Source organism: Rheinheimera soli, assembly GCF_031457405.1.
Lineage (GTDB): Bacteria > Pseudomonadota > Gammaproteobacteria > Enterobacterales > Alteromonadaceae > Pararheinheimera > Pararheinheimera soli_A.
This window is the reverse complement of sequence record NZ_JAVDWR010000001.1, coordinates 738,805-761,264: the sequence shown is the minus strand read 5'-3', so window position 1 is coordinate 761,264 and position 22,460 is coordinate 738,805. Positions and strand designations below refer to the sequence as shown.

The following is a 22,460-nucleotide window of genomic DNA, read 5'->3' as shown; positions in this document are numbered from 1 at the left end:
TCAGCTTGCGAGTTTGTTTTCGAAGGTTTTAATAGTTCCTGACCGCGCGATCAGTGTGAATGGACTGGCGGTGCCTACCATTGATATTTCTGCTGTATAGTTTCGTAGTCCAGACGTAGAGGCCGTATCGATTACCGTGCCGCCCACATTGCCAGACCAGTACGTTTCAGCTTCCAGAGCTTCATATGTACCGGAAAGGCGAGTATCAAACACGCCAATTTGCAAACCGTTTCGCTTAATTACGACACGGACAGTAAAACTTTTTGATGTTTGGTTGCCTGCTGCAAATGCAGATACATAGCCAGTTGCCGCGACCTCGACGGCGAATCCAGATGAGTTGTGGTTTGATGCTGTTAAAGTTAGAGTTGCACCCGTTGTGCTGGACCCTGAACCCATTTTACTTTCAACGATTTGACCTTGAAAAAACTGACTTTTGATAAAGCCGGTTCCATTCTTTTTAATCCAATAAATTCCATTGGCATCATTTTTAACGCCGTCACCAGCCCATATTAAATAATCACCATCATTTGTCGTTTCAACGCGCATCCCGCTTGCAGCTGTCCTTAGTAGCCCCCCCGTGACGATTGGGCCGGATATTTCTGTGCCAGCTAAAATCTTGTCACCAGCTATTGACCCCGTCGCTATCAAACTGCCGTTTATGAGCAGAGTTGGCGCAACCCAAGACCCACCAGAATACATTTTGGCACTGGATACTGTACCCGCCGAGTTACGGTAAACCAGATGGTCTTGATTAACTGGATTGCGGCCGATGTAATTTAAGAAGTCAGCGGAGGCGTTGGCGTTACTTGGAAACACCCCTTCACGCAATGTTAATGTGTAAAAACCTGCACCGTTTGATCCATTGGTGCCATTGGTGCCATTAGTGCCTGGAACCCCCTGATCGCCCTTGAACTTCGACCAGACATAGTCAGTTTTTACATTCGACTCGGCCTGAACTGACTTGTTCGCCGCAATACCGATGTATTGAGTTGATGCTGTCGGTGTATCGTACAGCCCTGTGCCGTCTGAAGCGTCTGAATACTTGATCCAAGTGTACGTTGGCTGCCCATCAGCTCCAGGCGGCCCAACAACACCTTGATTACCCTGAGGCCCCTGGATCAGTGACCAGGTGTAATCACCCGCATTGTTTGATTCTGTCGGCGTGGCTTTGTTATATGCAAACCCGACATAGGTTTTCCCTGTCGGGTTGTCACTTAAACCAGCTCCAACCGCTGAATCTGCATATTTAATCCACGTGTAAAGCACCTGACCTGGCACGCCCTGAGGGCCGGGAGGTCCCTGCTCTCCGTCCCTTGCTCGGATATCCTCCTCAGAGTTAATGACCGTATTGTCATTCAACACCATTTTACCTGCGAAAACCCACGTGTTTTCGGTGTTATCCCAGTACAGCTTTTTCACGCCTTCGGTATTTGTCAGGATAAGTCTATCGCCGCTTAACTCAAGGGCAAAAAATTCTCCATCAATCACAATACCGGTGATTTTTTTAGCGCCAGCGTTATTTGTAGTTGTTGTACCTAGAAACGCACGTGCAAACGCTTGACCAGCTTTATTTACTGTAGATTGCAAGATCAGTTCTGTTTGTGCCTGGTTATCAGTACCAGTAACCGCCGTTCGTATGCCGGCCAAAGCTTCGGCAGCTCCATCTGCGTCACTCTGCGCTTGCTGGATCAATAAGCTTTGCGCGTTAAACTGTCCATTGACGTTAGTTTGTAAGTTGGTAATTGCTGAGGTTCTGGCCGAGGTTTCGTTGCTGATAGCCAAGTTTGTTTGTGTCAGCTGGGCATTTATTTGGCCGAACTGAGTGCCAGAGCTTGCCTGCAAATTTAGTATTTCTTGAGCAAGAGCGCTTTGGTCGGTTGCTAATGCCTGTATAGTTCTGTCGGCTAATGCTATGTTGCTGCCATCTTCCAACAGATTGTTACGTAATTTATAGAGTTCGTACTCGGCAAAAAATTGTAACCGCGCTAAATCTCCACCTTCCAACCTTAACCGACTGATGCTCAATAACTGTTCGCGGGATTGACCTAACACCGCATCAATACTTTCTTGCACGGCATTAAATCGGCCATCTACCTGGCCATCGATAGCATCATCTAAGCCACCATTAGCAACGAAGCTGGTTACCGCAGAGGTAATGTTTGCATCAGCCGCAGACACCCATTGTGCTGCAGTATTTGCTTTGGTCAGGGTGCCATTTTCGTCAAACGCATTCAGCCTTGCCAACACACTGTATGTGCTATCCCAGCCGCTGATCGTGGTTTGTACGTCAGTTTGTGTCAGTGTCTTATCGTTAAAATATGCCGTTGTTACGTAGTTTGTTAGACTGGCCTCTATGGCGTTGATCTGAATGCCAACATCTACAACCTGAGCTGATAAACCTTCAAGCTGCAATAATGCTGCAGTCGGTTTGCCTAGAGTTATAGCCCGGATAACAAACGTATCCGCTGTAGTGTCTCCGAGCAGCAGGCGTACTGAAGTTACTGTGCCGGTAAATAGTTCGTTTGCAGATAGATTTAGCGTTCTTACTACAGATCCAATTTCAACAGGCTCAATTACGCCCGCAAATAAGCGCGTAACGCCGTCGATCACAAACTCAAGATCACCTTGCCAGCCAGTACCCGCTGTGCGCTCAATGCTGATAGTCACTATTGGATTATCGTCAGCACTGTAATTCAGTGATGAATTTCGAATATCACCTAACGTTAAACTGATCTGGCTCATGCCAGGCGTTAAAGTGCCTGTTACAGCAGCCCAACCTTCGGCGCTGTCAAAGAAGCCAAAGCTATAGGCTGGCTGGATGGCCTCGAGCGCGCCTGCGATTTGTTCAGTAACGTCTGTATAAGTAGCACGTAGTTCAATTTGACCAGCCTGCAGAGTTATTTGGCTTTCTGCATTTGTGATCCGGTCTTCTGATACGGTTAAGCGCTGCGTAGCAACATCAACCCGGGCATTTACCCCATCGATCAGTAAACTGGCCTGCGTAAAAGTGTTGTCAGTGTAGGCAAAAGCCCGGTTACGGATTTGCCCTGTCGCTGGGTCGACTTCAAAAACAGCGCTGGTTAAATCCCCTAAATCAGCACTTAATCGCATGCGCAGTCTTACTGCTGCAGCTGCTGTATCGAATAACTGTTTGTCGGTGTTCTGCCGGCTAATTTGCTCTTGCTTAATACGCAAGGCTAAATCGTTGGTTTGCTGACCAACGGTTTCAATCACCTCGTCTATTTGCTCCTGCAGGTCTTCAGCTACGGGCTGAAAAATGCTTTCAATTTCCGGACGTATCAGGTCCATGATCACTGTCGGATCTTTCAGTGTTGTTGCTGTGCCACTGATCCAGCCTGATACACCAAGGGCATTCACAGTACGGGCAAAAACCGTATATTCAGTATCTGAATTTAGCCCTGCGATTATCATGCTGATGCCGCGGGCTTTTACATCGTCAGTTGTATTTAGTGCAAACTCAAACTCGGTACCAAGGCCTATCCCAGCAAGTTGCGGAAGCACCTCTAACTGAAAATTGCCAGGGTTAATAACCAGGCTGGTTGGTACAACAGGTTGCACGACACTGAAAGCCAATACAGCTGCTGGGGAAAACGTGCCTAAAGAGCTGACTGCATAAATTCTGATCACATAGTCATTCGGCGCCAGCAATGGTAAATCGATTGAACGGCTTTGAACCTCAGAATTAAATACTTCGGTTTCACCAGCGACTATTTGAACCCGGTAACGGCGGATAAAAGCGTTATTTTCAGCTGACCAGGTTAACCTACCGCCCGTGGCAAAGGTTGGATCCTGAACGATAGAAAGCCCAGTAGGTGCCGGAATGTTAGTGGGGTCACCAAGGTTAGTGCCGCCCACGCGATCGGAGTAGGCCACGCCGGACCATGGATAAATAGCGTTCTGGTGCTCAACAAATTCAAAGTCAACGTCACCATCTTCACGAAGCTTGCACTGCTCTACTCTGAATGGCTTTTCATCCCAGCCCCGAGTGTCGTCACTAATGCCAACAATATCGCCTGGCTCTACAACGATGGCTGGAGGTGAGGCTGTAAAGCTACAATCCATTCGGTTGCGGCTTCGCTTCGCCACAATCTCTGCCATTTGATAGGCTTCAGCTTTGTTGGTAATGGTGTCGAATTCAAAGGGTTGTTCTAACAGTACGCCGTTATCTTCGGCCAGCCATTCTACAAATAAAGGATCGTTAGCATCTGGAAAATGAACTTCATCACGTTCATAGTTGGTCAGCTTGTTAGGAAATCGGATAATAACGCGGTTGTAACGATCGTTTTTACGGCCGGCTTTACTCTTCACCGGGGATGTAATGAGGGCGTAGTTTTGTCTTTCGCTTTTGTTGTGGCCGAAGAAAAAAACCGGATCGCCTTCTTTTTCGCACACCAGCCGCAACTGGCCACTACCGATCGGCATCATGCCGCGCATACCAGCCAGCATTTGCTTCACATTGCTAAAAACTGACTTACCAGTGTCTATCACATGATTGCCACTGATCCGCGCATGGGTAACAGATGAAGTTTCACCATTAATTGTTACGTCACTGATGATTTGTTCGTCGGCCCAGTGCGCGGATTCAATAAACGATTGTTGCATCAGCCGACTTAGGCTTAATCCTTTGCCGTACCTGGTGTTTGTCAGATAATCCAGCAAATGCAAAGGCAGGTTTTCACTGTAAGAGGTCTGGCCGTTACGTGGGTCGTAAATTTTGCGACCGGCTATCCGTGCAGTGACCTCAGGCTCACCGCGCCAAACGCTCTGACTTTCGTCCATCTGCAGGCGCAAGTGGATATAGGCGAGGCCCTGCAACCGGTGTGCAGCTGTCCAGTTCGGTATACCAGTGCTTAATGCTGCCTGTTCATCGGTACCGTTGCAGCGCTGTACAGTAAACCACTTACCACCACCATCTTTATTCCAGCGCGGATCAACTTCGGATACGCCATCAAAAAACAACTCAGAAATTGCCTCAATAGGCCCTTCGCAGAACACAATGATCAGGTGTAAGAACTCATTCTTAGCGCCGCCATCAGCATCAGTGACGTACTTATGCACCTTAATGCCACCTATCCTCCGCGTACCGTAAACAATAGGTATCGCATGATCACTACCCTGCTTTTCTACTGTTACAGCTTGCGCACCTGGAGTATCTGGAGTAGGCACCAGCCAACTGAGTATTTTTTTAAATGGTTTGGTGACAGCTTTCCAAATGCCACTAAATAAACCCATTATTCACCGCCCCATTTCAAGTCTTTCTTAACCTGAGCTGCGAACTCAAGTCCTTTATCGTTTGGGTAAAATCTGCGCTGGCTGGAGTCAGTAGAACGCCGGCCACGTGGCGCTTCAAAGTCAGCCCATTCACTGGTCAATGGCGTGGTTATTTGTGATTCACCTTTTGAGTCAGAAACGTCTGGAGCATTGAGAAGCCATGTATGGAGTAAAATTGGATTAGGTATGACCTGGCCTTCGTCTGTCAGGTAAGCGCGGAAAATGTAGGCGTAACGGTTGATTTGGTTCACACCCAACATAAGGGCGACCATGCTTTGATCAGCAGCTGTGAATGCCAGGCCTATTTCGCCTATGCGCAGCTCAGCATTAAAAGTTGGTGCATCCATACCGAGTAGCAAACCATTGGCTTCAAAGATCTCCCCCTGCCAGTCAACCGGATAACCGCAATCCGTCATGCGCAAAGTGACGTTATTGGCCAGTTCCAACCTTATTAAATGGCAATAGCTATGCTCGCCGGCAATTGCTGCAGCGACCTGTGGCGTTACTTGAAGCATGGGGTTATAGAACCTCGATTACATCTAATTCGAAGGAGGAAAAACCAGATCCGGATACTGCGGAGTCGAATTCTTGGGCGTCACGAACAAGGCGAACAGTGAATGGAACATCCTTCACAATAGCTGCAGTCCCGAGCGGAATATCAGCGCGCAACTGCGGGAAAATAGACAGAGTTAACTGGCCAGAAACATTGCTGTTTACATCTCCCATTAGTTGATACACCTTACTGTGATTAGCGAAACGAATAAAATCCCCCGCCAGCAGTTGTCCATTCACAGGGCCTGAAAAACCCTGCATTTGGACCTGTGTTGCGCCGGCCGTTGCTGCAGTCCTTACCGTAGGACTGCCGCTGGCAACTCCACGCGGTTTGCTATAAACGGGCAACGTTGTATCGAACACACTATAACGGCCGTTTTGACTGAACACCCACGCCATTAACTTCCGTATCTCAGTTTTATTAAGTGGCACAGTAGTCAAAGTAAACTCCCAGCGCTGAGCTGGAATTTTACGAACATGCTGGATCAAAGCTTTGCTTTCAGTGGCAGTGGTTGGGCTGTTTGATACGAGCGTTGACTTATTGAATCGTAGGAATGCAGGTACATTAGCCATCAGTAAAGTTTCACTCCCTGCTCTTCCAGTGATTGAACTAGCATCCCAGATATCGCGCCTCGGTTGCTCAAAAGCATTTCAATCAGGCCTTCATTGTTTAAAGCAGACATGTTGAAATGCACATCCAATTTTTTTACACCCGGCTCAGCCGAAGAACGGCTGCTGGTTTGTGGAGTGCCACGCAAGAAATTGGTTAAATCTTGGTTTTGGCGTGGGCTTAGAACCCGCTCCCCTTTATCAAGCAACCATGTGCCTTCTTTTGGAATGTAATCAAGGCCGCTGTGAGCCATACCTGCCAGAGTGGAGCCTGCGGCGCTAATTGCATTCATTGCTAGCGGGCTTGTTGCTGCTATTGCTGCTGACATTGCACCTGGTGCGAGGCCGGGGCCGACCACAGGTATTGCTGCTGTTGATGCAAAAGCATTTATCGCAGCTAAATTCACACCAGCTATTGATTGACCTGATACCTGAGCAATATATCCAGCAGCAGCTGAAGCTCCCATAGTCTTTTCCAAGACCCAATTCACCATTTTCTGAGCGCCAACCCTGATCAACATCCGGATGGTTTCTTCTGCCATGTTCCTGAGCATGTCAGAAAGGCTAAAGTTGCCAGTAGTAACGAAGTCGTACAGCGCATCTTCAAGGCCACCAAATGCAGATGTAAAAATGTCTTCCATTTGGCCTGCTATGTTGCTGACCTGATCACTCCAGTTTGCCCAGGCTTCATCCCAGCCTTTGGTCCAATCGCCGCGCATTTCGTCTTCGCGGGCGTAGTAGTCTTCCATCATTTGCAGGCGAGCACTTAGCTGCTCGTCCAGCATTTCGATTTGGCTGTCGTATTCTTCCTGAGAGATAGAACCACTGGTAAAATCGGATGTTGAGCGGTCGCGGCCACGCTGAACATCACGTTCAATACTGTTGCGTTCGCCCTGCCTTTCACGCGCACGGTCACCCATGCCAAAGTTGGCCAATGCATCGCCGTATTGCTCTTGCTGGGCTTGGATTTCACTCTGCAGGTTTTGCTGATAGGCAGTTAAGCGGTTGATCTGTTCGCGGCTTTTTATTTCGCGTTCCAACTCTACGTTGCGTTGCAACTGAGTGCGAATAGCGCTTTCTTCGGCTAACAAGCTTTTTTGCTGTGCAGTAAGGATTTTCTTTTCTTTGATGTCGGATAGTTGCTGCTCGAACTTGATCAACTGCTTTTGTGCTTCGCCCAACTTTTGGTTGGTACCCAACTGCTCACGAAGCGTTGCTTCCTGTTGAGCTAGCTGCATCATGTAAACTTTGGCTGAGTCGTCAGTGACCTTTTTCGTAGTTTCTTTAAACTTTTCTTCTATAACCGCTAAGCCTTTAGCAACAGATTCTGGTGATAAAAGAGAATCGTTCGGATCGCTCTTACGAATATTATCCAAATCGGCATAATAGGCTTTGATTTCTGCGGCTTTCTTCTGTTCTTTGGTAGCGCCTTCATCCAACAGCTTGTTTATTTTTTGCTGTGAAGCTATCGATTCTTTGTTTAGTACTGCCTTTCTCTGCTGTTCTTCTGCACCAAGTTCCTCTAGAACAATTTGCTCAAGCAATAAGCGGCGCCCTGCCTCTAACGAGGAGATATCAGCACCTGCTAACGGCTTTCCGCGCAAAGTTCTGGGGCCCTGCTGCCTTGCCTTCTCTATCTGAGCATCCATTTCTTGCAGACGTTCATAGAGAGTGTCTTTCCTGCCAACGTCCAGCACAGCATCCCACGCCTCTGTACTGCTTTCCTTAATCGATTTCCACGCCCGCTCAATGATGCCCAGGTTATTCACGATCTCTTGTGTGCGCTGCTCGGTCGCATCCGCATAAGCATTCATTGCCAAAGTGGCAGCGTCTTGGGTTTTACCCTGCTCTTGCAGTGCGGCTATTTGCTTGTAGATATCGGCAGTAAGGAAGTTGTATTTTTCATTGAGTTCAGCAACAGACTTAGCTGGATCCTTAGCCAGCGATTCAAATTCTTTTATTGTGTCGGAAATAGCTTTACCAACCGTGTTTTCCATCAGAACCGCTGAGCGGCTGACCATTTCAAGTTGTTCAGAGGTGAATTTGCCTGTGGTTGCCGCTTCTGCAATGGCTTTTGATGCCTGCCGCTGCGTACCGGACACATCATCAATACGCTTTGCCATTTCGGCAAGTTCGTCGGTAGTTACACCAGCCACATTGCCTGTGAATACGATGGCCTGACGGAATTTGTCAGCCTCGATGCTGCCTTGGTAGTACGCTAGGGCTAAAACACCTGCGCCTGCAGCTGCAACTGCCAGAGGATTTATAAGGCCTACTATGTAGCCGGTTAAAGCGCGTGCTGCAGGACCTACACCGCCAAACATATCTTTTAGTTGCCCGCCCTGCTGCAAGAATACTAACATTGGATTTTGGCCAGCAGCCAAAGATACAAAAATGTCAGTAAACTGAGCGGGGACGCCTCTTAGTGCAAAATTTAGCTGCTTTTGACTTAGCTCTGTAGCTTTAGCTGTCTCATTGAGAGATCCGAGGGCATTTCTTGATTTTGTAACTTGTGCAGACAATTTATCATATTCGGCCTGGTCAATTAGACCTGCAGATAAGCCTGCCTTTAGCTGATCTTGTGCTCTATCGAGTTCTTTTATTTCATGAGTTATAGGGTCAAATATTCTGGCTATTCGTTGCAGCTCAGCCTCTTGAGATTTTATAGCTGCAGTGGATTTGTTTTGAGCATCAGTAGTACCGTCTACAGCCTCGCGCATCTGGCTTATTTTTTGTACAGACTGATCATATTGAGACTGATCTATTAATCCTAATTTTAGGCCGTCTGCTAATTTACGATTTTGTGCATCCAGATCAGCGAGTTTCGCAGTCACTGGATCGAGCTGCCTTAAAATAGTATAGAGCTCAGTTTGCTGTTGCTTTAATTCAGCATTTGCTTTGTTTTGAGCGTTTGCAGTGCCGTCTATCGCTTCTCTGGATTTCCCCAGGACACTATTCAATCTATTGAACTCGGCTTCATCAATAAGTCCAGACTTGAAGCCTTGCTGCAACTGATCCTGCATCCTGTCTAGTTCGGCCAACTTGCTAATAGCTGGGTCAATTTTATTGATCAGGTTGGAAAACTCGCGTTGCTGTACAGCAAATGCAGAATTTGTCTCTATAACCTCGCGCTGCATAGCCTTAAGCTGTTCGGTGTAATTGGTGTATGCATTTTCATCAATTAACCCGTTTGTACGGTTTTTTTCCAGTTGAGTTTGCATTTTATCGAGCTTGTTTAGCTCTGCGACTACTGGATCTATTTTATCAATAAGGCTTTCAAGTTCATTCTTCTGCCGCTGCACAGCTTTATTCATTTTGTCTAACGCGCGCTCAGTTCTGTTGGCTCCTTCTTCAAAACTGCCGGTATTGGCAATGACGTTTAACGTCAGACTACCCATGCTGCGTGTCGACATATTTACCCCATAAAAAAACCCGCCGAAGCGGGTTGGTTTGTTTAACCTAAAACTAATTAACTTTTACAGATCCCGGCAGAGCACTTTCTGTGTATGCGTAATTTACTACAACGCCATCTTTCAATAAGACATCAAGCATTTTTGTGATGCCAGTGCTCTCAACCTGCATACTGAACACATAGTTAGTTGCTTTTGCGTTTGCTACTGTATGGCTGTATATCCACTTCTGCTCTGTTTCTGAAATAACCGTTTTCATAAACGGCTGACCGATCAGTAAAACCAGTTGGCTATCAGTGGTTACACCTTTCTCTATTTTAGCCACATTTTCAGAGGCGAATTCATTACCAGTCTTATAGGTAGATGTGGCGCACCCTGTCAGCAATAATATCAGCGAGATCAACCCTAAACGTTTCATCAATATTTCCTTGTTTTAGAAAAACCGTATTGAATATAACTCGCTTTTTTTGAGATGCACAGCTTTGCGATTTTTACAATTAATCCCAAGAAGTCATCGCTTCTTCGAGTGTCAGTTCTTCTTCAAATTTAGGTGTTGCTACCATAAAGTGATCGAGCGGCTTTTCACTGCCGCCAGCACTGTGGTGCGTTAGTGCCATTTGGTGCGCGGCGATCAGCTCCATGCGGTGTTGCATAGCTAAGCGGCCGTACTTTTCCTTGTACGATGCCCAGATGATAGTTTCTTCATAACTCAGGTTGTTCTGAGCTTCTTCTATTGTTTTTCCGCCAACTCCGGCGAGGACGATTTCGCACCAGAATTCATCCTCTTCCGTGAGCGCTTTGGGTCAGGCTTTTTAGATAGGCCATTTACCTCCCAAATTGCAGCCAGCAATGCCATGCCCAGGCTTTCGCAGATTGGGCCGTGCTCTTCTTCGTCTTCTGCCAGTTCGCGGCCAGAGTTTCCCATCAGGTCTTCTGGTGTGAATAGTGGTTGGCTTTGCTCGTTTACGATGCAGGCACAAATACGAGCCACCATCACACCGTCATTGGCCTGAAACCTTGCTTCTGTGTTCACAGTGGCAAATGATTTTTTACGCACATAAACGGTGGCTGAAAGCTCTGTTTCATTACCTTCGTCGTCTACCACATACCATTTAATTTCACGCTGTACAGGCGCAGCTGCAGTAAAACTGCGGCTGCTGGCCAGCAAATCTTTAGTTAAAAGAGACATACACTGATCACCTTATTAAGCGGCTGGGGTGTATGCATCTACTGCACGTCCTTTTTTCAGCCATTTGCCTTTACCTGAGCGCTGGATAGATAAAGCTGTTTGAACTACAGCATTAATTGCAAAATCAAATGGGAAGTCGGCAACATAGCCTTCAAAAATATACCAGGTGCGGGTGTTTGGTAGTTTTAATGCTCCTGCAACTACTGTAGGTGGGATATCTTTACCATCTGCCCAGCCAACTACAAACTGAATATTTCTTTCAGTTTCCTCGTCAGCTAATTCCGCTAATCGGATATGAGCCGCAACTTCAGGATCTGCCTTTACAGAGCCTGATGCTTGACCAGGTGTAGGCATACCCTTTTTATAGCGCATGGCTGTATCTTCTAAATCGGTATCATCAACTTGGCCAGCCGGAGCTCCACCGGGATTAAACTGAGTAAGCCCGTTTATTTTTACGACTTCTTGGCCCGCCGTAGCATCAGGGTCAATAAAATAAACCTGAGTGCCTTTTGTTAACTGAGACATAGTGGTAACTCCTTTATTGCTTTATTGCTTTAAGGCTTTATCAAGCTCTTTATTGAGCTCGGTGCTGAAACGGTTAATAACCTGGTTAACATTTGCGCTGAAAACAGGGCGCATATATGGTTGTTCACGCACGAATTTCGTGCCGTACTCCATGAAGTGCCAATGAGGCGTGTTTCCTTTAGGCCCAGTATCTGGGTTGCCTTTAGGGATGTTTTTAAAATTTGTTGCTACACCAATTCGGTATAGATGTTTACCCGTTTGACGGTAAACCTTACTGCCAAACTGGAGGCGGATATTGTCGGCAATTCTGCGGCCTGTTTTTGGATCATCGATGGCTAAAGCTCTTTGCTTTACAGCTCTAACAATGATGCCTGAGGCCCTGCGCAACGCAGACCGTGTGGCTTTGCCCCGAATTTCTGATTTTACTAAGGCGAGTTTGCGCCTCGCTTCATCAAAACCGATGAGCGAAAATGTGATTTTGTTTGCCATAGTTAACTCATGTATTTGAAGGTGATTTCGCTAACCAAATCCGAAGACACCCAACCTTGTTCTGGGTCTCCGTCTTGATCGAGCTCTTCAACATCTACATTAATGAAAGCGTAATGTTCGTTTGCATCGTTACAGTCTTCGAGTGCTGTGGTCACCTCCTTCACCAGCAGTTTTAGCTGAACAAAGTTTTTAGCAACCAACTTGAATGTCATTATGAAATCGCCGATATCAGACTTTTCACCGTCTAAATCGCGCTGCCGTTTCGGTTTACTAGCCTGGTAAATAATGTATGGAAATTCGGCATCTTCATCCGGATAAACAGGTGTGATTCTGTCGACAACCGACGCCTGTATTTCTGGCTGGGCCAGCAGGTAATCCCGTATGGTGAACTCTATAGGTACTGCATCAGGCACGCGGCACCTCCAGCACTAAGATCAACTCTCTATTTTGATTTTTTGTGTTGTCGACCTTGGTTATTTTGTACATACCACCCTGATAGCCAGCTAATAAATTCGCCAGTACTTGCGGGTAGTACCTGGTGCGCAGCATGATCTGCCCTGCCACAGCTATTCCTGCAGCAATCTTTTTCGCTGACTCAGTAGCTGATAATGGCTCACACTTTAATTCGCCAATTTTTGTGGGTGCTTTGGTCTTTTGGCCGCTGGCATCACGAGCGCCTGCCTCGCTGTAAATTTCCAACTTGTGCCTTAAGCCGCCGCTGCGCATTAGCCTATCCTTGGTATGCAGTAATGGTTTAACAGCATGCTGACCCCCATTGGCAACTCACCAACATTTACAGCTGTGCTGGCTTCTCTGTTTTCATACAGATGGCCGATGATCAATAACGCTGCACTTCGGACAGTAGCCGGCAATGCTTCGAAGCCAACTTCTGCGGTTATAGTTACAGACTCAGGCTCGGCAATAGTTCGCGGCCAGCTTTGACCAAACGGCGGAAATAGCACAGGATAAACTAGCTTGCGGCTATCTAACCTGAGCGTTTCAGCATCCAGTTCTTGGCTAACACCATCTGCATCGATGTACTCAACCAACGTAATGTTTTGTACTGGTGTCCAATCTAGCTCGATAGCTGCCGCCGCTGGTGGAAAACCATCAAGGACGAGAATTTCTTCTCTTGATGTAAAACAGGTCCCTGTCATTTCTTCAGCCAGTTTCAGAGCGGCTTCGGCCAGACCAAGCAAAAAAGCATCATCACTGCCATCATCAAAGCTTGAATCAAGACGCAGGTGTTTTTTTATCAGCGCCAGATCAATCATTGGTAATTCCTAATGTCAGTGAGCATGTTTTTCGAATAAAAAACCGGAGCAGTTGCCCCGGCTTCGGTTTGTACTTTTTCAGATATTATTCAGCTGCTTTTTCTTTCAACTCTGAACCTAAAACTGCAACCTTAATCCCTTCTACTAACTTAGTTGCCTGATCCTGCGGGAAACCGGCAACATCACCGCGACTATAACGGCCCCAGGGTTTGGTAAAAGTGACGGTTACGTTTTTGGTTTCTGCTTTATCAGCTGCTTTATCTTCAGTTTTTGTAGTGGCCATGATGACTACCTATTTTGAGTAAATTTAAAGACGGCACTTAAGCCGCCTATTCGTTTTCGATTACCAGGTAACAGCAGTACCCAGAGCTAAGCCGGTGGCATGACGGAAACCTACGTCGTGGTTTGCTACTACACGGATCAGGGATTGATTGCGAGCATAAGCTGAAACCATTACTCCACCAGCATCCAAATATGTAGCTTCACGGCTAAAATCCATTGTCATATTGTCCATTTCACCGATTACAACGTCGTTCCAGTCTGCAAAGTAAATCTCTGACTCGTTGGTGCCAGTTCCTAAATTAACCGGAATAGTAGTGCTATGGTAAAATGGGTAGCCTTTCAGTGTACCCTTTGCCATTTCCGGATAAACCTTATTGCCATTGCCATCGCGCAGACCTTGCAAATAAACAAAAGTTCTTGGAGACATTGCCCAACCAGGTCTAATCAGCAAGCTATCGCTTTGGATAACCATTAACATTAGTTGATCCAAGTAAGCATCTACTGTTGCTAAGCTTGCTGTGCCAGACCAAGGCAGGGTCCGACTCGCATCAGCGGCTCGCTTTTTAAAGCCGATTGGTGTATCACTGGTGCCATCGTCACGCAAAAACGCTTTGTCTTCACGAACCTGCATTGAAGCAAGAATGTCTCCCAAAATAATCCGCTCTACTTTCGGGCCTGCGTAGCCAATTAACTGATTGCTCATTGGTACAAGAGTGATCATGGTTTTCGCTGCTAACTTAACATCACCAATTTCAGCTCCTGTTGCCAAGACATCATTGCCTTCACCAACATAAGACGATACCGCACCAGATGCCATTTTTGGCATTGACATGTTGCCATTTGGCAGCGGAATTTCTTGCGCTCCCAACTTGCGGACTACGGTACGAGCCCGCAATAACTCAATGACTTCTTCCTGAATATTGATTGGAACCAAAGCGCCGCCGCTGCCGGATGATGTTTCGATAGCCATAGCTACATCTGCATCACGGATTTCGTTACGGGCAAATTGGGCGGCAATTTGCATATCACCCTTACCTGCAGCAACAGCCATCGCAAAACGCGCCACTTTGGCTCCTGCATACTGCTTAGCTTCTTCCTTAACGTGAACTGCGGCTGATTTATTGCCAAAGCTGGCAACCTGAGTAGCAGTGGAAGCTGCCATTTGTTCAGCTTGCTCTAAACGGCCTAACTGTTCACCCAGTTGTTTAAACTCGGCTGACAGTTGATCAAACTCTGTCAATTGCTCGGCATTTAACTGGCCGTCAGCTTGTTCAATGGCCGCAATAGCCTGAATTTTGGCGTTGATTTCAGCGCGCTTGCGGCGGAGTTCTAATACTTTAGACATGGTATTTCACCTTTTTTAGTTACAAAAAAAGCGCCTTAAGGCGCTTGGTTATGCTGCTCCGCCGCGTGGCTAGAGCGTCAAACTTGAGTTAATGGCAGAGGCCTGAGCACGGATACTGCGGCCGCTACTTTTCGGAACGTGTGACATTGCAATGGCGTTAATTGCATCCTGTGCAGGCGCAATTTCATCAATCAGTTTTAACTGCAGGGCATCTTCAGCACTGAATAACTTGGCTTGAGTGGCTATTACATCGTCAGCCTTCATGTTGCGGTGTTTTGCCACTGAATTTACGAAAACACTGTAGGCCTGATCTAACCGCTTTTCAATTTCTAACACTGCCTGATCGGTAATTTCTTCGTGAGGTGAAAAGTCGTTTTTGTGGCTACCGCGATAGAACGTATTGTATTTGATGCCAACTTCCGCTTCCCACTTGCTCACTTCGTAGGTTTCGATGATCACGCCCACAGAGCCTACACCAGCAGTAGGACTGGCAATAATTTTGCTACAGGCCGCTGCTAACATATAACCAGCGCTGTAAGCCGCAAAGTTAACCAGAGCTGTAATGGGCTTAGTTTTTGTGCAGGCCCGTATAAAGTCCGCCAGCTCCGCACAACCAATAGCCTGACCGCCACCAGTGTGAAAATCTAAAACCACTTCTTTGACCAACTCATGGTTTACAGAAGCGGTGATCTGTTCTCTTAAACGCTCATACGAAAGCAATTCTTCACAGGTCGCTGTGATAGCGCCGCGACGTGCTACCAAAATGCCGTGAATCGGGATTATCGCGATGTTTCCTGCAATGGTAACGCCGCGTAACTGTCGTTCTTCGTCACGGCCCATTGCAACACCGGAAATTTCTTCAGCCAACTCTACGTCTGTGGTTGTTCGTCCGAGTAATCGTGGTTCTAAAACAGCTTTTACTGCGGTTACCAGTTCTGAGGTTGCATACAGTGGAGCACCAAAAACCATGGCCGCTATATGCGGAAAGTTGATCATACGCGGCATAAGATTTCCTCTATGTCTTTCATTTGCTCTGGTGTGGCATTCAGTGAACTTTGCACTTTGGCTGAATCCACCATGTTGAGCGGAGTTAGGTAACGATCACCACCAGGTATTGGCGGCATATTTTCCAATCGGCGAATGTCATTCACTGACAACCAGCCCCAGTTCCGGCCGATGGCATAGGCTTCATAACGTGACTTCTGATCACCGCGAAGCAAGCCTGAGATGTTGAATTCTATGTAGTAGTTGCTACGCTCGTCTGGCAGCAGAAGATCACGCATCATTGCAGCTTCGTGGCGTTTTACCCATGGCAACAGCGTATAGATAACGTACTGCAAGCCCTGATGCTCTATGTTATTGAAAGATGCTTTTTCCAGGTGCTGCACCATGTGCGGCGGGATCTTGTACAAACGGCATATTTCGATTACGCCAAAACCACGACTTTCAATCAGTTGGGCTTTTTCATTATCCATAGCCAACTGTTTGTACTGCATGCCCTCTTGTAATAATGCAACACTAAAGGCGTTGCGCAGGCCACCGCCATGGCGTTCTGTAAATTTGTTTAGCAGCCCATCAACCTTTGTTTGGTCACTTATGGCTGCTGACGTGGCTGGTCGTTCAATCACGCCGGACATAGTTGCACCGCGCTGAAAGACAGCTGCTGCGTGTTGTTCTGTGGCTATGGTTAAGCCAATGGTGTCGGTGTTGGTTTGCAGCGGTGATAAGCCAACATAGCCATCCAAGCTGAAGTACTTAATGTGGTGGATCATGTGCATAGGCACAGTTTCATTCAGATCCAGCAGCCGGTAATACGGCATACCATCAGAACCTTTGAGTACCTTCACTTTGCTGTAGTTAATCGGGATCAGTTCTTTTGGATAGCCGTAACTATCGCGGTCGATTAACGCAATATGATTGCCTTCAATACCAAGTGAGCCCTGAGCTTGTTCGTAGTACTCAAAGCTAGTGTCCTTTTTGTTCGGTGTGCTGTGGATTAAGTTATAAACCGGATGATCTGTTGCACGCTCACGGCCACCGTCAGCTGTTCGGCGATATAGCTCACAAGGCAGCTGGGCAATACTTTCTGCAAGAAGAGTTACGCACGCTCGAAAAGCGGCAACCCCCATAGCAGATTCAGTGTTAACCATGACACCGGCACTACTTTGGCGACTTCCCATAGAGCTGATCCAGCTTGTGAAGTTCTGCCGGGCAGTAACGCCCTTATCTGTGCCGAACAGGTTAGGTAAAAACATTATTCCGCCTTAGGTTGCGACTTCTTATTTTGCTGATAAGCCAACTGCCTGGTGTACAGGTAACTGGCAACCATGCAAAACGTACCAATGCAGATGTATCCGGCTGCGCTGTTCAGCAGCCAAACACCAAAGCTAATCAGGCCAGCACCTACAAGGCCCAGCACAAACAAAAAAATGGGTATCAGCATGTTACGTCCGAGGTGTCGTAAATTGATTCTTTCGGCATTTCAACAGCTCTATTCAAGATCCGCCCTATAGCCATCAACGTGGCCACAATGCCGTCTATTTTGTATTCATTGCGCTCTTTGCGCGGGTAGATGTTTTCTTTTGCATCAGCCTTTGCTGTCACGTTGCTGGCCATCCATGTGAGCAACGGGTCTGCATCATGGTTAAAGCGTTTGCCAGTGATAGCCGCTTCCATTTCCCGCATCGGTGGGCTCATGTTTTGCACCGTGTTGCGGTACTCAACAATTTCAGCGCCGTCTTTCATCAACTGGTGGGCTAACTGGGTCGCTCGCCAAGGGTCGTAAGCAACTTCCGTGATATCAAATATTTCGCTGAGGTCTTTGATTTCTTCCCTTATCAGGTCGAAGTCAATTTCTTCACCATCAGTGAGCGTCAATCGACCTTCATTCACCCACTTCTCATAGGCTGATCGGTTATTACCAGCCCGATCCAGGGCGCCTTCAGGCAAGTAATTCCGGGTAAATACGGTGTATTTAATGCGGCCTGATTCCAATACTTCGTCAAAAACTAAAGACAAGCTGGCTATATCTGTTTTACTGGCCAAATCCACGCCAAGCGTACAACGCTTACCTGCAAAATCCTGCAAAGTCAGACTTGTATCACCACACGCATGCCAATCTGCCATGTTTAACCAGGCTGATCGTGCTGAAACCCAAACATTCAGATGCTTAGTTAAAAAGCTATTCGTTCGGCTTGGGTAACGAATGGCATCCCGCAGCTGCTTATTCAGGTAATCAGCGCTTACCGATATCCCAAAGTTAGGGTTTGCCTTGCGTAAATTCGCTGGGTCTTTCCAGTCGTCGCCAGCATCCTGCGTCCAGATAATGCCGAACAGTTCTTCGTTGGGCATAACACCATCAAGCATTTGCTGAACTTGACGGCGCTTTTCATAACAGGGTCCAGCCAGATTAAAACCTGCTGTTGTGATGATAAATGCGAGGGCCTGCTCTCGTGAGCCCATGCCTGTGATCATCGTTTCGTAAAGCTCTGGCCCGTCATGCTCGTGGAATTCGTCAATCAACGCACAACTTGGCGAACTACCATCACCAGGGTTACCTATCAATGGCTCAAACCTTGAACCATCGCCTGGGATACTGATATTTTTCGCCCAGATCTCTATTCCCAACAAGCTGGTGAGCTGTGGCGACTTTTCTAGCATTATTTTTGCTGGCCTGAACACTTCCCACGCTTGTTTCTCTGTGGCTGCACCACAGTAAATTTCTGCGCCATATTCACCATCGGCGCACAGCATGTAGTTGCCAACACCTGCAGCAATAACCGACTTGCCGTTTTTACGCGGTATTTCGCAGTAAGCTTCAGAAAAACGCCGTAAACCATCTTTCTTTTTCAGCCAGCCAAATACAGCGCAAAATATAAACTTTTGCCATGGCTCCAGTTTTATCAGTTGCCGTTCTCTGGCCCACTTACCCTTTGTGTGCGGTAGCAGTTGCACAAAGTCACAAACATGCTCTGCAGCGTCTCTATCGAACTTGTAAGGAAAAGCCCGTTTTTCTGAGGCTTTTAGATCATCAATGTGCCGCTGGCAGGCCTGACGAACTTCCTTGCAAGCAGAGATCTTGTCTGTTATCACATCCCGGGCATATTTGTTCGCCGCATTGACGTTTGGATAACTGGCCATTCATTCTCTACTTACCGCCTCGTTTTCTAAGCAGTGCTGCAAAAGGGTTATCTGCTGGCTGCTTAGCGCCAACACCAAAGCGGCCCCTACTTGCTGGATCCAACCCTAATGCTGCTCCATAAGTTGCCATCTGTTTCAGGCATTCGTTTATTACTGTGGCTGACGGGTTTTTAATCGGGCCACCAGTTGCACCTGGCACAACTGGACCATGTTCAGCGTAATGTTCTTCAGCCTGCCGCCATCTTTTGTAAGCACTGCAGAAGGCTTCAAGGTTGTGAATATCAGTAGCCGTCAGGATCTTGGATTTAACCAACCATTCTGCCAAAGCGTTCCACATATCAACGGCTATACCTGTCAACCAAATTGGGCAATCAGGTACTGCCCCCAGTGGTTCACCTTCTGGAGCATCTGTATTAAGTTGGCGCTTTCCAGCATTACCTTGAATAACTTTCAAACTGACTGGTTTTGGCTTTCTGCCACTGCGGCCTGCGACTCCCGGCATTCTCAGTGACCTCCAGTTTTAATTTCATTTTTCGCGAAAATAAAAATCTTATGCGGGGATCGGTGTCCGACGTAAAAGGCTGTAGAGATTTGATCCCCCCTCCCCATGCCACGCCATTCGTGGGCTGCAGGGCATTCAGCGCCGACGTCCACGCTCGGCCTCTTGCTTTGTCTTATCGTCATGACATGGCTTGCAAATCGCCTGCAGGTTGTCGTCAGTGTCGGTACCGCCAACAGCCAGCGGCTTGATGTGGTCGACCTGAGTTGCAGGGGTTAACCGATCGGCTTGAAGGCATGGTTGGCACAGGCCATTGTCACGCCTTAGAATTCTTTCCCGAGTTGTTTGCCACTTGCGGCCTCGAGTCCGCTTTTCACTGTGGCGATTGCTTTGCCACTTGACAGCCTTGTCTTTGTGCTGCTCGCAGTAGCCATGCGCTTCAACAGTCTTGTGTGGGCAAAACGGCTGTCTGCACGGTCTCGGTGGCTTGGGTGGCATAGGTTTAACCTGGTAAACGAAAAGACTTAGAAGTTACGAACCGATCAATGTACGAAAGCCTGCGCGCTTCGCACCCGCAGCGATCGAGGGGGTGCGGCACAGTACCTTTTTTAAGTCGTTGACTTTACTGAACTTCATGGCTTGCCCTTCTCAAGCTGCGCCATGCGGGCCTGGTGCTCGCGCTCTTCCATCTTCAAGCGACGAGTCTGCACCCAGTAGTTGAGGCCCCACGTTGCCGCAGCAAACAGTAGACCACCTATTGCTGCCCACTCAGATACTCCAAAGGCGCCGATAACAAATGTGCCTCCTGCAGCGGTATAGCTTGCACCTGAAGTTACTTGATCTGGCATTTGTCTTTGTCCTGTTTGCATGCTTGAGCCTCCCGCCACTGCTGAACGCGCTGAATGTCCGAGTTGCATAACTTCAAGTCGGTTATCAGCTGCAGCGTGTAGCGATGATGATCGAGATTGGTCTTGCCGTTAAAGGGCTGCAGCTCGCAGCCCGAGTTTAGAAAATTTGCTGGGGGTAACAGTGTGACGGTCTTTGTCACGGTAACCGTGCGGACTTCGGCTGGCGGTGTGGAGCAGCTGCAAAGCGTCAGGAGGCAAATCAGAGTTAGCCCAAGTTCGCGTGTATTCATGTGGTGATACCTGGAGTTGATTGGAGTTGGTTAGCCAGTCTTGTTTCTGTGCTAACAGAAACTGAGTTTGCTGTTCGTGCTCAGTGTTCAGGCCGGCTAGCAGTTCAGCCTGAACAATCAGCTCGGCAGCCTGATCATTCAGGAATTGAACATCAGCGGTCAGGCCGTTCACTTCCAGCTGCTTATTGGCCAGCTGAATGACTTGTTTATCAACAACAGCTTTCTGTGCTGTCAGCTCTGAATCCAGAGCGACGACCGTGAAACCCAAGCCAGCTAAAGCAAGTGCTGCAATACCTAATAACGAACCAGTTAAACTAATTTTCATGGTTGAATATCCTTGAGGCACATCTTTCGCTCAGCTGCACGGCGTGTGCGTAATCCGTTGGACTCTTTGCCTTTGATGTAGATCCAGCGTGATAGCTGGTTACATGCAGATACCCGAAAACCTTCATTAAGATTTCCAAGCATTGTTGATTTGCGGAACTGGCCAATGCCCACGTTATACACAAAAGATAAATAGGCGGCGTGCTCACCTTCAGAGAGCGGTACCTTAACAACTGATAGTAGTTGCCTGTTATGTTCGGACAGGTCGACCACTAACTGATCTAAGCATTCGTCATCACTGAATTTCATACCTGGCTTTAAGTCTTTGCCAGTATGGCCATAACAACTTGTTAAGATGTTTGCCGGGTCTAAATAGACCTCATTAACTTTGCCTTCGTGGGGAGCAATAAGGACAGCACCTGACAGAGCAACAGCACCAGTAATACCAGCAGCTAACAATGCACCTTTCAGATTCTTCATCGCTTCCACCAATAAAAAAGCCCCAGGCAATAAGCGTGGGGCGAATGCAACAGGCAACGTTTGGGCAACAAAAAACCCGCCTTTTGAGCGGGTTCTTGCTCAGCCATTTCTGACCAGCTTAGATAAAAGTAACTGATTTTTACTGTGAAAAACACGCCATAAATGGCGGGTTTGAAAATAAACTATAAAAAAATGCGAAATCCTCTTGCTTAATACATCCATTGGATATAAATTTAATCACATCAGCAGCGCGCTGATACTGACCCAGCAGAACTGGGAATGTCACGAATTGATAGGTGATGAAAATGAACGAATTATATGAAAAAGCCCTGCAAAGCGACGAAGCCTTAGTCTCACTGAAAAACATTATTTCTTTCACTGATGGCACTGAAAAAGTTATTGAATTCACTTACGAAAACGCACTGCTGCATAGTCATCCATCAGAATTGGCAACTTTGCGGGATTCAATACGCCAGCGTTTTGGCAAATGTGAAGTTTCTCACGTTACCGAATGGAGCAAAGAAGAAAGCCATATCATTGCAAAAAAAGAATCAATCATCGCTCGTAGAAAATATGTAGATGAAATGATGAGTATTGGCGGTTGAAAAACGTGATCATATCAAGCTCTTGGTACGGTGGCGTGCCAAGAGTTACCATATCCAGAAATGGCGATACGGCTGTAATTAAATTGCTAGTCAATCGCCAACCATCAAGCAGTCGTCAATATAGAGCAAATATCGCTGGGATAAAGTCTTTACAAACATTGAGGCTGCCATTAGACGATACCTCGAAAATATTGGAATCTGCATTGGATATGGCTAAATCTATACCTGACTGCTGGGTGTGGGATTCGTGCAATATCGGTGTTGCAGACCTATACAATAAACCATTCAATGATGAGATTAGTTTCTA

25 protein-coding genes are annotated in these 22,460 nt (G+C 47.2%); 1 reads left to right on the top strand and 24 read right to left on the bottom strand.

Going from position 1 to position 22,460, the window contains the following annotated elements:
• The 24 genes from J2W69_RS03420 to J2W69_RS03315 all read right to left on the bottom strand — a co-directional run bounded on the left by J2W69_RS03420 (window position 1) and on the right by J2W69_RS03315 (window position 21,548).
• Window positions 1-5,253, bottom strand: a complete 5,253-nt coding sequence (locus tag J2W69_RS03420) for a phage tail tip protein J-related protein (protein ID WP_310274584.1) — start codon at window positions 5,251-5,253, stop codon at window positions 1-3.
• Complete coding sequence (locus J2W69_RS03415; RefSeq protein ID WP_310274581.1) at window positions 5,253-5,807, bottom strand: hypothetical protein; 555 nt, start codon at window positions 5,805-5,807, stop codon at window positions 5,253-5,255. The genes J2W69_RS03420 and J2W69_RS03415 overlap by 1 nt, the downstream gene beginning before the upstream one ends.
• Window positions 5,808-5,811: 4 nt before the next feature.
• Window positions 5,812-6,417 (bottom strand): hypothetical protein, encoded by a 606-nt coding sequence (locus J2W69_RS03410; RefSeq protein WP_310274579.1) that lies wholly within the window; start codon window positions 6,415-6,417, stop codon window positions 5,812-5,814.
• Window positions 6,417-9,866: a phage tail tape measure protein gene (locus tag J2W69_RS03405; RefSeq protein WP_310274577.1), complete on the bottom strand. Its 3,450-nt coding sequence runs from the start codon at window positions 9,864-9,866 to the stop codon at window positions 6,417-6,419. Before J2W69_RS03405 ends, J2W69_RS03410 begins: the two co-directional genes overlap by 1 nt.
• 52 nt (window positions 9,867-9,918) lie before the next feature.
• Window positions 9,919-10,281 carry a hypothetical protein gene (locus J2W69_RS03400; protein WP_310274575.1) on the bottom strand — a complete coding sequence of 121 codons (363 nt, stop codon included), beginning with the start codon at window positions 10,279-10,281 and terminating at the stop codon, window positions 9,919-9,921.
• A 79-nt stretch (window positions 10,282-10,360) separates the two neighbouring features.
• Complete coding sequence (locus J2W69_RS03395) at window positions 10,361-10,516, bottom strand: hypothetical protein (protein WP_310274573.1); 156 nt, start codon at window positions 10,514-10,516, stop codon at window positions 10,361-10,363.
• A gap of 77 nt (window positions 10,517-10,593) precedes the next feature.
• Complete coding sequence (locus tag J2W69_RS03390; protein ID WP_310274571.1) at window positions 10,594-11,052, bottom strand: phage tail assembly chaperone family protein, TAC; 459 nt, start codon at window positions 11,050-11,052, stop codon at window positions 10,594-10,596.
• Between the two features lie 15 nt (window positions 11,053-11,067).
• Complete coding sequence (locus J2W69_RS03385; RefSeq protein WP_310274569.1) at window positions 11,068-11,577, bottom strand: phage tail tube protein; 510 nt, start codon at window positions 11,575-11,577, stop codon at window positions 11,068-11,070.
• Window positions 11,578-11,598: 21 nt separating this feature from the next.
• A complete protein-coding gene (locus J2W69_RS03380; protein ID WP_310274567.1) occupies window positions 11,599-12,066 on the bottom strand; it encodes an HK97-gp10 family putative phage morphogenesis protein in 468 nt (155 codons plus the stop codon).
• Between the two features lie 2 nt (window positions 12,067-12,068).
• Window positions 12,069-12,479 carry a tail completion protein gp17 gene (gene gp17 / locus J2W69_RS03375; RefSeq protein WP_310274565.1) on the bottom strand — a complete coding sequence of 137 codons (411 nt, stop codon included), beginning with the start codon at window positions 12,477-12,479 and terminating at the stop codon, window positions 12,069-12,071.
• On the bottom strand, window positions 12,472-12,792 hold the full coding sequence (locus J2W69_RS03370; protein ID WP_310274563.1) for a phage head completion protein: 321 nt from the start codon (window positions 12,790-12,792) through the stop codon (window positions 12,472-12,474). The genes gp17 and J2W69_RS03370 overlap by 8 nt, the downstream gene beginning before the upstream one ends.
• On the bottom strand, window positions 12,792-13,340 hold the full coding sequence (locus J2W69_RS03365) for a head-tail connector protein (protein WP_310274561.1): 549 nt from the start codon (window positions 13,338-13,340) through the stop codon (window positions 12,792-12,794). Before J2W69_RS03365 ends, J2W69_RS03370 begins: the two co-directional genes overlap by 1 nt.
• Window positions 13,341-13,425: 85 nt before the next feature.
• Complete coding sequence (locus J2W69_RS03360) at window positions 13,426-13,623, bottom strand: hypothetical protein (RefSeq protein ID WP_310274559.1); 198 nt, start codon at window positions 13,621-13,623, stop codon at window positions 13,426-13,428.
• A gap of 60 nt (window positions 13,624-13,683) precedes the next feature.
• Entirely contained in the window at window positions 13,684-14,967 is a 1,284-nt protein-coding gene (locus J2W69_RS03355) for a phage major capsid protein (RefSeq protein ID WP_310274558.1), read from the bottom strand.
• A gap of 69 nt (window positions 14,968-15,036) precedes the next feature.
• On the bottom strand, window positions 15,037-15,972 hold the full coding sequence (locus tag J2W69_RS03350; protein ID WP_310274556.1) for a S49 family peptidase: 936 nt from the start codon (window positions 15,970-15,972) through the stop codon (window positions 15,037-15,039).
• Entirely contained in the window at window positions 15,960-17,222 is a 1,263-nt protein-coding gene (locus J2W69_RS03345) for a phage portal protein (RefSeq protein ID WP_310274555.1), read from the bottom strand. Before J2W69_RS03345 ends, J2W69_RS03350 begins: the two co-directional genes overlap by 13 nt.
• Window positions 17,222-17,410: a hypothetical protein gene (locus J2W69_RS03340; protein ID WP_310274553.1), complete on the bottom strand. Its 189-nt coding sequence runs from the start codon at window positions 17,408-17,410 to the stop codon at window positions 17,222-17,224. The genes J2W69_RS03345 and J2W69_RS03340 overlap by 1 nt, the downstream gene beginning before the upstream one ends.
• On the bottom strand, window positions 17,404-19,107 hold the full coding sequence (locus tag J2W69_RS03335; RefSeq protein WP_310274551.1) for a terminase large subunit: 1,704 nt from the start codon (window positions 19,105-19,107) through the stop codon (window positions 17,404-17,406). The genes J2W69_RS03340 and J2W69_RS03335 overlap by 7 nt, the downstream gene beginning before the upstream one ends.
• 7 nt (window positions 19,108-19,114) lie before the next feature.
• Window positions 19,115-19,609 (bottom strand): phage terminase small subunit P27 family, encoded by a 495-nt coding sequence (locus tag J2W69_RS03330; protein ID WP_310274549.1) that lies wholly within the window; start codon window positions 19,607-19,609, stop codon window positions 19,115-19,117.
• A gap of 135 nt (window positions 19,610-19,744) precedes the next feature.
• The gene (locus J2W69_RS20625; RefSeq protein WP_405047865.1) at window positions 19,745-20,104 is read right to left on the bottom strand and encodes an HNH endonuclease; all 360 of its coding nucleotides are present in this window, start codon (window positions 20,102-20,104) and stop codon (window positions 19,745-19,747) included.
• Between the two features lie 134 nt (window positions 20,105-20,238).
• On the bottom strand, window positions 20,239-20,475 hold the full coding sequence (locus tag J2W69_RS03325; protein WP_310274547.1) for an HP1 family phage holin: 237 nt from the start codon (window positions 20,473-20,475) through the stop codon (window positions 20,239-20,241).
• Entirely contained in the window at window positions 20,439-20,654 is a 216-nt protein-coding gene (lysC, locus tag J2W69_RS20690; RefSeq protein ID WP_473091918.1) for an Rz1-like lysis system protein LysC, read from the bottom strand. The genes J2W69_RS03325 and lysC overlap by 37 nt, the downstream gene beginning before the upstream one ends.
• The gene (locus J2W69_RS03320) at window positions 20,584-21,069 is read right to left on the bottom strand and encodes a hypothetical protein (protein WP_310274545.1); all 486 of its coding nucleotides are present in this window, start codon (window positions 21,067-21,069) and stop codon (window positions 20,584-20,586) included. Before J2W69_RS03320 ends, lysC begins: the two co-directional genes overlap by 71 nt.
• A complete protein-coding gene (locus J2W69_RS03315; protein ID WP_310274543.1) occupies window positions 21,066-21,548 on the bottom strand; it encodes a lysozyme in 483 nt (160 codons plus the stop codon). The genes J2W69_RS03320 and J2W69_RS03315 overlap by 4 nt, the downstream gene beginning before the upstream one ends.
• A 305-nt stretch (window positions 21,549-21,853) precedes the next feature.
• On the opposite strand from J2W69_RS03315, the gene J2W69_RS03310 reads away from it, so the two are divergent.
• Window positions 21,854-22,153, top strand: coding sequence for a hypothetical protein (locus tag J2W69_RS03310; protein WP_310274541.1), 300 nt, complete (start codon window positions 21,854-21,856; stop codon window positions 22,151-22,153).
• Window positions 22,154-22,460 lie beyond the last annotated feature (307 nt).

What these genes read in the sequence shown, in the direction of transcription:
- J2W69_RS03420 (WP_310274584.1), bottom strand. Translation starts at nt 5,253, where the DNA reads ATGGGTTTATTTAGTGGCATTTGGAAAGCTGTCACCAAACCATTTAAA.
- J2W69_RS03415 (WP_310274581.1), bottom strand. Translation starts at nt 5,807, where the DNA reads ATGCTTCAAGTAACGCCACAGGTCGCTGCAGCAATTGCCGGCGAGCAT.
- J2W69_RS03410 (WP_310274579.1), bottom strand. Translation starts at nt 6,417, where the DNA reads ATGGCTAATGTACCTGCATTCCTACGATTCAATAAGTCAACGCTCGTA.
- J2W69_RS03405 (WP_310274577.1), bottom strand. Translation starts at nt 9,866, where the DNA reads ATGTCGACACGCAGCATGGGTAGTCTGACGTTAAACGTCATTGCCAAT.
- J2W69_RS03400 (WP_310274575.1), bottom strand. Translation starts at nt 10,281, where the DNA reads ATGAAACGTTTAGGGTTGATCTCGCTGATATTATTGCTGACAGGGTGC.
- J2W69_RS03395 (WP_310274573.1), bottom strand. Translation starts at nt 10,516, where the DNA reads ATGCAACACCGCATGGAGCTGATCGCCGCGCACCAAATGGCACTAACG.
- J2W69_RS03390 (WP_310274571.1), bottom strand. Translation starts at nt 11,052, where the DNA reads ATGTCTCTTTTAACTAAAGATTTGCTGGCCAGCAGCCGCAGTTTTACT.
- J2W69_RS03385 (WP_310274569.1), bottom strand. Translation starts at nt 11,577, where the DNA reads ATGTCTCAGTTAACAAAAGGCACTCAGGTTTATTTTATTGACCCTGAT.
- J2W69_RS03380 (WP_310274567.1), bottom strand. Translation starts at nt 12,066, where the DNA reads ATGGCAAACAAAATCACATTTTCGCTCATCGGTTTTGATGAAGCGAGG.
- J2W69_RS03370 (WP_310274563.1), bottom strand. Translation starts at nt 12,792, where the DNA reads ATGCGCAGCGGCGGCTTAAGGCACAAGTTGGAAATTTACAGCGAGGCA.
- J2W69_RS03365 (WP_310274561.1), bottom strand. Translation starts at nt 13,340, where the DNA reads ATGATTGATCTGGCGCTGATAAAAAAACACCTGCGTCTTGATTCAAGC.
- J2W69_RS03360 (WP_310274559.1), bottom strand. Translation starts at nt 13,623, where the DNA reads ATGGCCACTACAAAAACTGAAGATAAAGCAGCTGATAAAGCAGAAACC.
- J2W69_RS03355 (WP_310274558.1), bottom strand. Translation starts at nt 14,967, where the DNA reads ATGTCTAAAGTATTAGAACTCCGCCGCAAGCGCGCTGAAATCAACGCC.
- J2W69_RS03350 (WP_310274556.1), bottom strand. Translation starts at nt 15,972, where the DNA reads ATGCCGCGTATGATCAACTTTCCGCATATAGCGGCCATGGTTTTTGGT.
- J2W69_RS03345 (WP_310274555.1), bottom strand. Translation starts at nt 17,222, where the DNA reads ATGTTTTTACCTAACCTGTTCGGCACAGATAAGGGCGTTACTGCCCGG.
- J2W69_RS03340 (WP_310274553.1), bottom strand. Translation starts at nt 17,410, where the DNA reads ATGCTGATACCCATTTTTTTGTTTGTGCTGGGCCTTGTAGGTGCTGGC.
- J2W69_RS03335 (WP_310274551.1), bottom strand. Translation starts at nt 19,107, where the DNA reads ATGGCCAGTTATCCAAACGTCAATGCGGCGAACAAATATGCCCGGGAT.
- J2W69_RS03330 (WP_310274549.1), bottom strand. Translation starts at nt 19,609, where the DNA reads ATGCCGGGAGTCGCAGGCCGCAGTGGCAGAAAGCCAAAACCAGTCAGT.
- J2W69_RS20625 (WP_405047865.1), bottom strand. Translation starts at nt 20,104, where the DNA reads ATGCCACCCAAGCCACCGAGACCGTGCAGACAGCCGTTTTGCCCACAC.
- J2W69_RS03325 (WP_310274547.1), bottom strand. Translation starts at nt 20,475, where the DNA reads ATGCAAACAGGACAAAGACAAATGCCAGATCAAGTAACTTCAGGTGCA.
- J2W69_RS03320 (WP_310274545.1), bottom strand. Translation starts at nt 21,069, where the DNA reads ATGAAAATTAGTTTAACTGGTTCGTTATTAGGTATTGCAGCACTTGCT.
- J2W69_RS03315 (WP_310274543.1), bottom strand. Translation starts at nt 21,548, where the DNA reads ATGAAGAATCTGAAAGGTGCATTGTTAGCTGCTGGTATTACTGGTGCT.
- J2W69_RS03310 (WP_310274541.1), top strand. Translation starts at nt 21,854, where the DNA reads ATGAACGAATTATATGAAAAAGCCCTGCAAAGCGACGAAGCCTTAGTC.